Here is a 12,966-nt window from a genome sequence, read left to right as displayed (position 1 = left end):
AGGAAGTCCACGCTGGGTGCGTAGGCCTGGGGGTAGGCGGGGGTCTTCAGGCGCGGGTGGCTCTGCATGGCGATGCCCGCCCGGGCCTTGTCGATGCCGCTGATGAACGTACTTGGCGCGCCCACAAGCTTCCCGTTCTCGTACTCCTCCGGATATTCGCCGAAGAGCCACACGTCTCCCTTCCGTGTCTCGGCGAAGAAGGCAAGTTCCGATTCCGCGAGCTCACCGTCGGAGTAGTCCCGGTCCCAAATCGCGATGGTCTTCACCCCGTCGATCACCTTGGTCAGCCCCGTGACCGTGCTGACAACCTTGCGGGTGATTGTCCCGTCCGGGGAGACTACTTTGCCGGTGGTGGTGTACTGCATTCCGGGTTCGAGGGGAAACCACTTGTTCTCAATCTCCGGCCTGGACGGGAAGGCGTTGCGGTCTAATTTGATCGCCGAGCCGGGGCCGCACAGTTCCTGGGAACGGGCGGCCGCCGGCACGGTGGCTGCCGTCGCCGCGGCCGCCGTCGCCGCCGTCAGCGAAGCCACCACCAGCAAGACCGCGGATCCGTAAGCGGTAAATCTCTTAGATAGTGGAGTCATCTGACTGGCCTCTCATTGTTGGTAGTTGTTGCTATACGGCTGATACAGGTTCCGGCTCGCGGGGCTGACGGTCATGACGTGCCGGACCCTTCTTGGCGAACCGCAGGTAGAGCGATGGAACGATGAACAGGTTGACCAGTGTCGATGTCACCAGTCCGCCCAGGATCACCACGGCCATGGGGTGCTCGATCTCATGGCCGGGCCGGTTGCCCATCACCACCAGCGGGACCAGGGCGAGGGCGGTGGCGAGCGTGGTCATCAGGATTGGTGACAGGCGTTCGGCTGCGCCCCGCAGGACCAGGTCCCGGCCGAACGGCACGCCTTCGAACTGCTCCAGGTGCTGGCAGTGGTTGATGAGCAGGATGCCGTTGCGGGCGGCGATGCCCATCACTGTCAGGAACCCGACCAGCGACCCGAGGGACAGGATTCCGCCGCTCATGTGCGCGGCGATCACCCCGCCCACCAGTGCCACCGGCAGCGTCAGGATGCCCAGAACGGCAAGCCGCCAGCTCCGGAATGCCGCCTGGAGCAGGAGGAACACCACAACCAGGGCGCCCATCGCAAAGAGGAGAAGCCGTTGCGAAGCGGCCTGCCGCTCCGCGTATTCGCCCAGGATCTCGGCGCTGTATCCGGTGGGGAACTCCACGGACTTGAGATCGGATTCGAGCTTTTCGACGACTTTGGCCAGATCGCCTTCCTTGACGTTGGCGCTGACATCGAGGCGGCGGGACCCTTCCGAACGCTCAATGACGTTGGGAGTGGGCTTTACCGTGATCTTGGCGACATCGGCCACCCGGATCTTCTGCCCGCTGGGAGTGTCCAGCGGGAGGTTCTCGATGCTTGTGACGCTGGTCCGGATCGCCGGAGGACTCCAGACCTGGACGTCATAGGCCTTGCCGTCCCGGTAGACGTCGCCGACCTCTTCGCCGGATACCAGGGTGGCTGCGGCACGGCGGACGTCACCGGGCTTCAGGCCGTAGCGGTTGGCGGCGTCCAGGTTCACCTCGACGTCCACCTGCGGAACGTTGACCTGGAGTGCGACTTTGGCTCCGATGGCACCCTCGATGCCGGCCAAGGCAGTCTTGACCTTGTCCGCCTGCTTCTTCAGCGTGTCCAGGTCATCGCCGTACACGCGGACCACGATCGAGTAGCCCGTACCGGTGAGCACCTCGCGGACACGTTCCTTGAGGTAGGTCTGGACGTCCCGGTGGATGCCGGGATACCCGTCCACGACCTGCTGGATGGAGGCCAGGGTCTTGTCGTAGTCGACCGAGGGGTCAACGCTGATCCAGTTCTCGCCAAAGTTGACTCCCACCACCTCATCGGCGGCGAAGGCCTGACCGATGTGGGACCCGCAGTTGTTGACGCCTGGAATGGTCATCAGCTCCTGGCAGGCCAGTTGGCTGACGCGCACTTCCTCGGCGTTGGACGTGCCGGGTTGCGTGACCCAGTGCATGAGGAAATCACGTTCCTTGAACGAGGGCAACAGTGACTGGCCCAGGAGCGGGGCCGCTATTATTCCGACGACGCCGAGTGCCGCCACCGCGAGGTAGCCCGGGAGCGGGCGTTTCACAATGGGACGCAGGGCAGCGCCGTACCAGCGCTTGAGAACCCGGACCACCGGCGGATCGCGGTCTTCCAGCTTGGCATTGCGCAGGAAGATGTACGCCATGGCCGGCGTGACCGTGAGGGCCACCAGCATGGACGCCATCACCGCCAGGGTGTAGGCGGTCGCCAAGGGCCGGAAGAAGGCGCCCGTCAGGCCGTCCAGGAAGAAGATCGGCACCGTGGCGGCAACGATAATCAGGGTGGCGTAGACGATGGGGCCGCGGACTTCCAGGGAGGCGTTGACGACCACGCGGGCGGTGCTTTCGGTTCCGCCGCTGGCGCGGTGGTGCCGGAGCCGTCTGACGATGTTCTCGACGTCGATGATGGCATCGTCCACCACGACCCCGACGGCAATCACCAGCCCCGCAAGCACCATCGTATTAATCGTGCCCCCGGTCCAATACAGCACCAGGGCCGCTGCCATCAGCGACAATGGGATCGCCGTCACGCTCACCAGGGCTGTCCGCCATTGGAACAGGAAGACGCTCAGCACCAGGACCACCAGGAAGCAGCCCAGCAGCAGCGCGAGGCTCAGGTTGCCGAGCGACTCCTCGATGAACGAGGCGGGCCGGAACAGGGTGGTGTCGACTGCGATTCCGGTCAGGCCGGGCTGCAGTTCCTTGAGCGCTTCCTCGACCCCGCGGGTGACTTCGAGGGTGTTGCCCCACGGCAGCTTTTCGACGATCAGCATCAGTCCGGGGCCGCCATTGATGACCGCGTCACCGATCAGTTGCTGGTGGTCCTCCACGACGGTTGCCACGTCGGCGAGCTTCAGGGGAGGCAGCCCTTCGCGTTCCTCCAGTGGCACCTGGGCAAGGTCCGCCGGAGACGTGATGGGTTGTACGTGCCTGATGGACATGCTCTGGCTGGGTGTTTCCAACGCCCCTCCGGTGCCGATCAAGGCACCGGGGGAGTACTTGAGCAGGCCGGCGTCCAAGGCGTCTGACGTGGAGTTCATGACGTTGTCCAGCGTCACGTTGTTGGCTGCCAGCTTGGTCGGATCAACCTGGACCTGGAGCATCTGAAGGCGTTCGCCCCAGATAGCGACGTTCGCCACGCCCGGCACCCGTAGCAGGTGTGCGCGGATGTTCCAGTAGGAAACCATGGACATTTCGATCAGGGAGCGGGTCTCGGAGGAGATCCCGATCTTCATGACACGGCTGGTGGAGGACAGCGGCTGGAGCATCACCGGCGGCGCGGCCCAGGTCGGCAGGGTCGGTATGACCGTTGCCATCCGCTCCGACACCAGCTGCCGGGCGGTGAGCAGATCGGTCCCGGGCTTGAACTCCATCACGATGGCGGACAGCTGCGACACAGACTTCGACCGCATCTGGTCCAGGCCGTCTATGCCGTTGAAGGCCTGCTCCATCGGAACGGTTACGAGTTCCTCGACTTCGGAGGCAGTGAGACCCAGACATGCCGTCTGGACCTCGACACGGGGCGGTGCAAACTCCGGGAAAACATCCACCGAAGCGCTGCTGAGTTGCGCGCCGCCCACGATCATGAGGGCAGCCGCCATCGCAATGATGATCGACCGGAACCTCAGGCTTGCAGCGACAATCCGGCGCATGTCAGTGCGCCGTATCGAATTCAGCGCCGAAGAGTTCAGCCGCGCCGACGGTCACGATTGCGGTGCCGACCGCGGGCCCGGCCGAGGCCGTGACCACTCCGTCCTCCACCTTGGCTACCGTGACCGGCTGCCGCTGGTAAACCCGCGGGGCCGGGTTGGTGTACACCCAGGTTTTTCCGCTGGCGTCGTAGAGCAGGGCTGAGTAGGGCACGACGACGTCCTTACCCTTTCCGGCCTTGACGGTGTCGGTCTTCAGGTCGAGGCGTTCGATTCCCTTCTCCGTCAACGTCAGTTTCGCGATGCCCGTTGCGGCATTCTTCTCCACCTTGGCGGGTTCGTTGGCCGAGACGGCGGCGGGGGCCGCCGCCGTCGTCTGGGCACATGCGGGCAACGCGAACAGAAGTGCTGCGCATACAGCGGCCGCCAGGGGCAGGCGCCGCGAGGGCTGTTGGCTGGTCATTTTGCTTCCACCTTTTCCTGCGTAACGGGCTGGACGGGAACTTCGGCCTCGTACACTTCGGCCCACTCTTCCGGGGCGGACCTGGGCCCGAACCAGAGTGCGAGCAGGGGGAGTACGAAGATCCCGATGAGAGTTGTCGTGATGAGTCCGCCGACGATGATCAGGGCCAACGGGCCCAGGAAGGACCCGCCGACGGCGCCGCCGAAGAGTCCCGGCGGGATCAGGATCGCCACCGTGATCAGGGCTGCCTTCAGGATGGGCGAGACCCGGTCCCGGGCCGCCATCATGATGACCTTGTCAGGGGATTCGTGCGGGGCGGCCCGCCACAGTTCATCCGTCCGGGCGGATAGCAGCGCCGCGTTGCGGGCGGCAACGGCCAGCACCGCGGCAAAGGCCGTGAGCGCGAGCACAGTGATGGCGCCTCCCGCGATCCACGCGGCCACGGCGGCCCCGGCCAGCGCGGCCGGCAGGGACAGGAAGATGGCAAGCGCCAGCTTCCAGCTCCGCACCGCTGTCTGGAGAAGGAGCAGGATTCCCAGGAGGGCAGCCGCGCCGATCCACAGAACCATGGCGTCCCCGGCGAGCTGTTCACTGTACTTCGTGGGGATTTCGGCGTGGTATTCCAGCGGGAACTGGATCTGCTCGATCGCCGCGTTGATGTCGCGCTGGATATCCGCGAGCGGACGTCCGCTGACCTCGGCCACCACGTCGATCCGGCGTGAGGTGTCATCGTGCAGAATCACGACTTCATTGGGAACGAGCCGGATGTCGGCGATTTGGCCCAGCTGGACCTGGCCGCCGCTTGGCGTGTCCAGCAGGAGCTCACGGATGCTGGTCAGGTCATCCCGGACGTCCACCGCGCCGCGCACCACCACTTCGAAGACCTTTTGCTGTTCGAAGAGGTTGCCGACGACGATGCCTTGCATCAGGGCGGCAGCAGCGCGGCGTGCGTCGCCGGGTTTGATGCCGACCTTCTGCGCCGCCTCGAGGTTGACCTCGACTTCGACGATGGGCGTCATGGCGCTGGCGTTGATCGTCGGGTTCTTCACGCCGTCGACCTTTTCTATGGCCTTGCGGACCTCTTCAGCCTTCTCGCGCAGGACCGGCAAGTCTGTTCCGTAGACGCGGACGGCGAATCCGGAATCCATGCTGCTGCGCTCCTGGCCGATCTGCTGCTGGGAGTAGTTCACCACGTTGTGGGCGATGCCGGGGTAGCCCTGGACGACGTCACGTACCGCCTGCTCCGTTTCGCTGAAGTCGGCATCCGGGGTGATGGACACCCAGAGTTCCGCGGAACTGTTCCCGACAACCTGGTCGGAGGAAATGGCTCGGCCGATGTGGCCTCCAACTCCCGAGACACCCGGCAGGGTCCGCAGTTCGTCGGACGCCTTGGACGCCACCCGACGCACCTCGTCGTTGGACGTGCCTGCCATCGAGTCCCACTGCACCAGGAGTGTCCGGTCCGGAATCGTCGGCACGACCGCCCGGTTCCCGACCAGCTGCGATGCCGCGGCGAGTCCCAGCAGTCCAACGACGGCGACAGCGACAATGCCGAGGGTGCGGCGGGAACGTGCCCCCTCGAGTGCCCTGTCGTAGGTGGACCTGGCCCGGACAACACCGGGCGAGTCCGCCCGCCGGGCTTTCTCACCGGGAAGCAGGAGATACGCCAGGACCGGGGTCACGGACAAACCCACCAGCATTGACACGGCAAGCGCCAACGCCAGGGACCAGAAGAGGGGCTGGAAGAACGCACCGCCGACTCCCGTGACGAACAGCGTCGGTACGAGCGCGAGGGCCATGATGAGGGACCCGTGGAACAGCGGTGTGCGGACGCTGCGGACAAGCTGGACCATGCGGAACCTGATGGTGGCATCTGTCTCGGTCTCGGTGGTCCGCAGCGGCCGGCGCCGCTGCGCCTGCACATCCTCCACGATGTCTCCGACAATCACAGACACGCCCAGCAAGATGCCGGCGAGGATCGAGATGTTCAATGTGGAGTCGAGCAAGTAGAGCACCACTCCCGCCGCCATGACGGTGGTGCTGATCGCCACGAGGGCGATCACGGCCACCCGCCAGGAGCGGAACAGGGCCCAGAAGAGCAGCACGGCGATCAGGAGGCTCACGAGCAGCGCCAGGCCGAGTCCGTCCACGGCATCCTGCAGGAACGAGGCGGGCCGGAAGACGGACGTATCCATCTGGATCCCGGAAAGCCCGGGCTGCATGTCGTTCAGCGCAGCCTCGAGGTCCTTGGTGACCTGCAGCGTGCTGGCTCCGGGGAACTTCTCCACGACCAGCAGGAGGCCCGCATCCTGGCCGACGACGGCATCGCCGATCAGCGGCTGGTGGTCCTCCTTCACCTGGGCAATGTCACCCAGGAGCATGGGAGAACCAGCGTCTTCGACACTGACTTTGGCCAGGTCCTCCGGCGTTCGGATGGGCAGCACGTGCTGGATGCCCAGGCGTTGGCTCGGCGACTCCACGAACCCGCCCGTGCCGGGGGTGGACGCCTCAAGGAAGCTCAGCGGCGACACCCAGACTGCGTTGCCGGTGGTCTTGATGACCTGTTCGAGCGTGATGCCCTTGTCACGCAGCTGCGTGGGGGTCACCTCTACCTGGAGCTGCTGCTCGCGCTGTCCCCAAATGGAAACGTTGGCGACTCCGGGAATGCCGATCAGCCGCGGCTTGATCTTCCACCGGGCCAGGACCGACATTTCGATCCCGGATAGCTCTTTGGAGCTCATCCGGACCATAAGGACGCGGCTGGTTGACGACAACGGCTGCATGATCAGCGGCGGCGCTGAGACGTTCGGCAGCGCGTGGGCCTGGGTCATGCGTTCGGCCACGAGCTGGCGCGCGCGCAGGAGGTCGGTGCCCGGCTCGAACACGAGCTCGATCGAGGACAGGCCGGGAACTGATTTGGACCGGATTTCATCGAGCCACGCCACTCCGTTAAGGAGGTCGGCTTCCATCGGAGCAGTGATGAGCTGTTCAACTTCGGCAGCTGAGAGGCCCAGGGCCTCGGTCTGGATCTCGACGTGGGCCGGGGCGAACTCGGGCATGCTGTCGATGGCGACGTGGGGGATGTTCACTACCCCGAAGGCAATGAGTCCGGCCGCCATGGCGAGAACCAGGATGCGGAACTGCATACTGAAACGGGTGATCCAGCCGAACATGGCTAGCCCCGTTCCAGGGAGCCGGCGTCGCGGGTGCGGCCGGCGGTGGATTTCGGCAAGTGCACGGAATAATTGCGCAAGTGATACATGACAGGCTCCTCAACCCGAGACCATTTGCGAATCCCCCCAAGAGATCCCATTTCCTGCTGATCTTTATCGAATAGTGTTCCCATTTGAATCGTTTGGCAAGATCAAAATTTTAGGTTTGCTTCCCGGCTTTTCACGGGTTTCTCCCAGCCTGGAGGCTCACAATGCGCTCTCCGAACAAACTTCGTGGAAGGGCACCGAGGCCCGCGGCTGGCCACCCGGGTGCTTGCTGTCTTTCTACCCTGTCTTCCGTGCCGAGCTACCCAAATTTCTGTCGTAGTTACGTGCCTGATACTTCGGTCAATTGACAGTAAGTACCGCTATTCCATAGGTATGTCGTTTGTAACAATTGCGGACATAACAGCCCGCGCAGGGCGCCGGAGCGCGAGGCGACTGCGACTACCGGGCCGCAACCGGCCCGTCGGTTCAGCGCGAACCAGCCCGAGGGGCTAAAGTGGTCCTATGCGCGCCGTGCTCCTGCTTAGCTAGCCGCCCGGCATCCCGGCGAGACCTCGATTCCGAAGAGTCCCCGGATTGCCGAGCGGCGGCCCCTCCATGTCGAGGGGCTTTTGTGTGTCCGGGGTACATTCCGGTCCGAAACGCACGAAGTAACAGCAGGGGTACCACGTACGGACAGTATGGAGTCAGGGCCGGGCAGCCGGCGGTGACAGTGCAGACTTGATGGTGAACAGGCCTGGCGGCAGGCAGGCCTGAAGGTAGACAGGCCTGGGTGACAGGCCGCACAGAACAGAAGAGGCCAGCAGTGAGCGTTCAGCCGGAAACACAGACCGGATCGCCATCAGCCGCGGCGGAGGGGCCTGAGGAAGGTACCTACAGCTTCGCGGCAATGGAAGCCAAGTGGCCGCAGGTCTGGGAAGACCTGAAGGTCTTTACGCCGCTCGACGACGGCTCAAAGGAACGCCGCTACGTGCTGGACATGTTCCCGTATCCGTCCGGTGACCTTCACATGGGCCACGCCGAGGCGTTCGCGATGGGCGACGTTGTGGCGCGCTACCTGCGCCAGCAGGGCTACGACGTGCTGCACCCGATCGGCTGGGACTCCTTCGGCCTGCCCGCGGAAAACGCGGCGATCAAACGCAACGCGCACCCCAGTGAGTGGACGTACGCCAACATCGACACCCAGGCGGCGTCATTCAAGCGCTACGCAATCTCCGCGGACTGGTCCCGCCGGCTGCACACCTCGGACCCGGAGTACTACCGCTGGACCCAGTGGCTGTTCACGCGGTTCTACGAGCGTGGACTGGCCTACCGGAAGAATTCGCCGGTCAACTGGTGCCCCAAGGACCAGACCGTGCTGGCCAACGAACAGGTGGTCAACGGCGCCTGCGAGCGGTGTGGCACTCCCGTGACCAAGAAGTCCCTGAACCAGTGGTACTTCAAGATCACCGACTACGCCGACCGCCTGCTCGATGACATGGACGAACTGCGCGGGCACTGGCCCGAACGCGTCCTCGCGATGCAGAAAAACTGGATCGGCCGTTCCGAGGGCGCCCACGTCAACTTCGTGATCGAGGCCGACGGCGGCAAAGCCGCCAAGGACGTCACCGTCTTCACGACGCGCCCGGACACGCTCTACGGCGCCACGTTCTTCGTCGTGGCCGCCGACGCGCCGCTCGCCGTCGAACTGGTCACCGACGAGCACGCGGCCGCCCTGGACGCCTACCGGGAACAGGTCAAGGCGCTTTCCGAAATCGAGCGCCAGTCCACCGAGCGCGAAAAGACCGGCGTCTTCACCGGACGCTACGCGACCAACCCGCTCAACGGCGAAAAGCTGCCCGTCTGGGCCGCCGATTATGTCCTGGCCGACTATGGCACGGGCGCCATCATGGCCGTCCCGGCCCACGACCAGCGCGACCTCGACTTCGCCAAGACCTTTGACCTGCCCGTCCGGGCAGTCCTGGACACGGGCGAGGAAGACCCCGCTGCCACGGGCATCGCCACCACCGGCGAGGGAACCCTGATCAATTCCGGCGGCCTCGACGGGCTGCCGAAGGCCGAGGCCATCCCGGCGGCCATCGAAATCCTGCGCGAGTTGGGCACCGGGGAGAAGTTCGTGAACTTCCGGTTGCGTGACTGGCTGCTCAGCCGGCAGCGGTTCTGGGGCACACCGATCCCCATCATCCACTGCCCGGCCTGCGGGGAGGTCCCGGTCCCGGACGATCAGCTGCCCGTGACCCTGCCGGCGGACCTGCGCGGCGAGGACCTGTCCCCGAAGGGCACGTCACCGCTCGCCGCGGTCGAAAGCTGGGTCAATGTCGAGTGCCCCAACTGCCAGGGCCCGGCCAAGCGGGACACGGACACGATGGACACCTTCGTGGATTCCTCCTGGTATTTCCTGCGCTTCGTCTCCCCGCAGTACACCGGCGGTCCGTTCGATCCGGAGAAGATCAACGACTGGATGCCGGTTGGCCAGTACGTGGGCGGCGTGGAGCACGCCATCCTGCACCTGCTCTATGCGCGGTTCTTCACCAAGGTCATCCACGACCTGGGCATGATTGAGGCGGACGAGCCGTTCAGCGCGCTGCTGAACCAGGGGCAGGTGCTCAACGGCGGCAAGGCCATGAGCAAGTCCCTGGGCAACGGCGTCGACCTCGGCGAGCAGTTGGACAAGTTCGGCGTGGACGCTGTCCGCCTGACCATGATCTTCGCCTCCCCGCCGGAGGACGACGTCGACTGGGCGGACGTATCGCCGTCGGGCTCCGCGAAGTTCCTGGCCCGGGCCTGGCGCCTCGGCCAGGACGTCACAAGCGCACCCGGCGTCGATGCCGCCACCGGTGACCGTGCGCTGCGCACCGTCACCCACCGCACGATCGCCGATGCGCAGGCCCTGCTGGACAACAACAAGTTCAACGTGGTTGTGGCAAAGCTGATGGAACTGGTCAACGCGACCCGCAAGACCATAGATGCAGCCAGCGGTGCCGGCGGTGCGGACCCAGCAGTCCGCGAGGCCGTGGAAGCCGTAGCCGTCATCCTGAGCCTGTTTGCGCCGTATACCGCCGAGGATCTGTGGAACGTCCTGGGGCACCCGGCATCGGTCGCCAACGCCGGCTGGCCCACGCACGACGACGCACTGCTCGTGGAGGACACGGTCACTGCCGTCGTCCAGGTGCAGGGCAAGGTGCGGGATCGGCTGGAGGTTTCCCCGGACATCTCCGAGGAGGACCTGCGCGAACTGGCGCTGGCATCGGAAAATGTCCAGCGCGCCCTCGACGGCCGTGCCCTGCGCACGGTGATCGTACGGGCGCCTAAACTGGTCAACATCGTCCCGGCCTAGCCGGACGTACCAGCCTGACACTGGCCGCCGGCTGATCCCGGCGGCCAGTGCAGACAACCAGTGCAGACAATGGGACGGGCGCAAGTGCCCCCGCCGGAGAAGAAAGTCCACGCGTCCCCACAGCAGGAGGTCCTTCGTGCCACACCGCGAGCCGTCAGGCTGGCCATGGCTGCGCGAGCGGCTTGTTCGCCTGCGGCAGGGTTCCCGGGACAGCATGCCGGAAGCGGCTCCCGCCGCCGTCGTGCAGGTTGCGGTGGTCACGGACTCTGCCGCCGCGCTGCCCGCGGACTGGGTCCGGGCTTTCACTGCTGATGGCCGGCTCACCGTGGTCCCAATGCCCGTGATGGTCGGCGCCGAAATCTACGGCGAGGGTGAGGACGACATTGCGGAGACCATCGCCGTGGCCCTGGCCAGCGGCAAACCCGTCAAGACCTCGCGTCCGTCACCGGGGCAGTTTGAACACGCCTACCGGGAGGCCAGCGAGCGTGGCTTCCAGTCCGTGGTCTCCATTCACATCTCCGCGGGGCTGTCCGGGACAGCCGACGCCGCCCGCCTGGCAGCCCAACGGGTCGGCATACCCGTAGAGGTCCTCGACTCCCGGACGGTCGGAATGGCCCAGGGGATGGGCGTGCAGGGCGCGGTGGTCGCGGCCGCCGACGGCAGGAGCGCGGCCGGCGTCTTGGCCTTCGCGCAGGACCGGCTGGACCGCACCAAAGTGTACTTCTATGTCCCGACCCTGGAGCAGTTGCGCCGGGGCGGCCGGATCGGGGCGGCGGCCTCGCTCTGGGGGACCATGTTCTCCATCAAACCCATCCTGGCGGTGGAAGACGGCCGGATCATCCCGCTGGAAAAAGTCCGGTCAGCGGCGAAGGCCATCGCACGCCTGGAAGAAATCGTGGCCGCGGATGCCTCCGGCCGCCCTGCCGGGCAGGCGCGGCTGGCTGTGCACCACTTTGGCAACCAGGCCGAAGCTGAAGACCTTGCCCGGCGCCTGGCCGTGGCATTGCCGGCATGTCCGCCGGCCCAGATCAGCGCTCTCCCGGCAGTCCTGGCGGCCCACGCCGGGCTCGGTGTGCTCGCCGTGATCGTGGGGGAGGGCAGCACCCCTGCTGCAGCGAAACCCGATGCCTTCGCCGGGGACGTCGCCAGCCCGGACTGCGGGGAAACGCCCCCTGGCAGGGCGGCGGCCGAAGCGACGGAAGCCGGCGACTAACGCGGCGGGTCCATGTGCTCTATCTGCGCCGGCGCTGGACTCTGGCCGTGAACGGGCGGCGGCGGTAAAGTCACTCCACCGAACCCAGCGAACCAGCGAATCCGGAGGCCGCCATGGCAATGCAGGTGCACCACGTAGTCCAGTTAGATCGCGACGTTGCCGAAGAGGTGACCAAGTGGCTGAAATACCTCAAAGGCCAAGTGACCAGCGTTCAATTCCTCACCACCACGGTCCCGGATCCCAAGGCCGCGGACAAATGGCGGGTTCAGTACGAGGCATACATCACCTACCAGAAGTGAACCCCAGACTGCAGCTGCGTTTTAGGGGGTAGGCACGGGCGTTGTCCGTCCGGGCGTTGGCGATGCTGTAAGCGCGGGAGTGTCTGTTTCCGTTGGCGCTGTCTCTGGCGTTGTCGCTGGCACGGTGGTTGGTGGGCTGGTCGTTGGCGGGACGGACGGCACGGACGTCGGCGGGATGGTTGGTGGGGCGGCCGGCTCGGACGTTGGCGCGGCGGGCGTTTCCGGGACCGTCGGTGGGGCGGCCGGCGCGGACGTTGGCGCGGCGGGCGTTTCCGGGACCGTCGGTGGGGCGGCCGGCGCGGACGTTGGCGCGGCGGGCGTTTCCGGGACCGTCGGTGGCGCGGCCGGCGCGGACGTTGCCGGGACCGTCGGCACGGTGACTGGCGCGGACGTTGGCACGGTGGTCGGTATGACGGTTGGCGTCGTGGGCGCGGGTGGCGACGCTGACGTTGGTGGGGTGGTTGGCGTTAGGGAGGCCGGCGGGGCCGTTGGAGGCGGAGTCGTTGGCGGCGGCGTTGGCCCGGGGTCTGGCTGATTCGGCCCGATAGTGTAGCTGGGCTGCTGGCCTGAGCCGTTGACCCACAGGGCGGCCTGCACCCTGCGGGCACTTCCGGGCTCCAGCCACCAAAGCACCTGCACGTTGCAGTGGTAGACAATCGTGACATTGGCGACGG

General features: G+C 65.8%; 8 protein-coding genes. 4 read left to right on the top strand and 4 right to left on the bottom strand.

The genetic code is table 11. From position 1 onward, the window contains the following. The first annotated feature begins 432 nt into the window (after positions 1 to 432). Positions 433 to 558 (top strand): hypothetical protein, encoded by a 126-nt coding sequence (locus AC1DZV_RS12350; protein ID WP_476953811.1) that lies wholly within the window; start codon positions 433 to 435, stop codon positions 556 to 558. Between the two features lie 60 nt (positions 559 to 618). Here the strand turns inward: AC1DZV_RS12350 and AC1DZV_RS12345 are convergent, their stop codons facing one another. From AC1DZV_RS12345 to AC1DZV_RS12335, 3 genes are read right to left on the bottom strand one after another with little or no spacing between them, the layout of a single operon-like run. After that, positions 619 to 3,765, bottom strand: coding sequence for an efflux RND transporter permease subunit (locus AC1DZV_RS12345; RefSeq protein ID WP_476953810.1), 3,147 nt, complete (start codon positions 3,763 to 3,765; stop codon positions 619 to 621). 1 nt (position 3,766) lies between these two features. Then, positions 3,767 to 4,225, bottom strand: a complete 459-nt coding sequence (locus AC1DZV_RS12340) for a hypothetical protein (protein ID WP_028276449.1) — start codon at positions 4,223 to 4,225, stop codon at positions 3,767 to 3,769. Continuing rightward, the gene (locus AC1DZV_RS12335) at positions 4,222 to 7,371 is read right to left on the bottom strand and encodes an efflux RND transporter permease subunit (RefSeq protein WP_476953809.1); all 3,150 of its coding nucleotides are present in this window, start codon (positions 7,369 to 7,371) and stop codon (positions 4,222 to 4,224) included. Before AC1DZV_RS12335 ends, AC1DZV_RS12340 begins: the two co-directional genes overlap by 4 nt. 877 nt (positions 7,372 to 8,248) lie before the next feature. Between AC1DZV_RS12335 and leuS the strand changes: the two genes are divergently transcribed. The 3 genes from leuS (at position 8,249) to AC1DZV_RS12320 (ending at position 12,292) form a co-directional block, all read left to right on the top strand. Further along, positions 8,249 to 10,780, top strand: a complete 2,532-nt coding sequence (gene leuS, locus AC1DZV_RS12330) for a leucine--tRNA ligase (RefSeq protein WP_476949430.1) — start codon at positions 8,249 to 8,251, stop codon at positions 10,778 to 10,780. A 136-nt stretch (positions 10,781 to 10,916) separates the two neighbouring features. Beyond that, positions 10,917 to 11,993: a DegV family protein gene (locus AC1DZV_RS12325; RefSeq protein ID WP_476953808.1), complete on the top strand. Its 1,077-nt coding sequence runs from the start codon at positions 10,917 to 10,919 to the stop codon at positions 11,991 to 11,993. Positions 11,994 to 12,106: 113 nt separating this feature from the next. Continuing rightward, positions 12,107 to 12,292: a hypothetical protein gene (locus tag AC1DZV_RS12320; protein ID WP_028276445.1), complete on the top strand. Its 186-nt coding sequence runs from the start codon at positions 12,107 to 12,109 to the stop codon at positions 12,290 to 12,292. Here the strand turns inward: AC1DZV_RS12320 and AC1DZV_RS12315 are convergent. Further along, on the bottom strand, positions 12,276 to 12,875 hold the full coding sequence (locus tag AC1DZV_RS12315) for a hypothetical protein (protein WP_476953807.1): 600 nt from the start codon (positions 12,873 to 12,875) through the stop codon (positions 12,276 to 12,278). The genes AC1DZV_RS12320 and AC1DZV_RS12315 overlap by 17 nt on opposite strands. Between the last annotated feature and the right edge of the window lie 91 nt (positions 12,876 to 12,966).

It is taken from the genome of Arthrobacter sp. P1_D12 (genome assembly GCF_056406175.1).
This window is presented reverse-complemented; position numbering and strand designations above follow the sequence as displayed.

Coding starts and splice junctions, on each gene's coding strand:
- AC1DZV_RS12345 (WP_476953810.1), bottom strand. CDS start 3,765: ATGCGCCGGATTGTCGCTGCAAGCCTGAGGTTCCGGTCGATCATCATT.
- AC1DZV_RS12340 (WP_028276449.1), bottom strand. CDS start 4,225: ATGACCAGCCAACAGCCCTCGCGGCGCCTGCCCCTGGCGGCCGCTGTA.
- AC1DZV_RS12335 (WP_476953809.1), bottom strand. CDS start 7,371: ATGCAGTTCCGCATCCTGGTTCTCGCCATGGCGGCCGGACTCATTGCC.
- AC1DZV_RS12320 (WP_028276445.1), top strand. CDS start 12,107: ATGGCAATGCAGGTGCACCACGTAGTCCAGTTAGATCGCGACGTTGCC.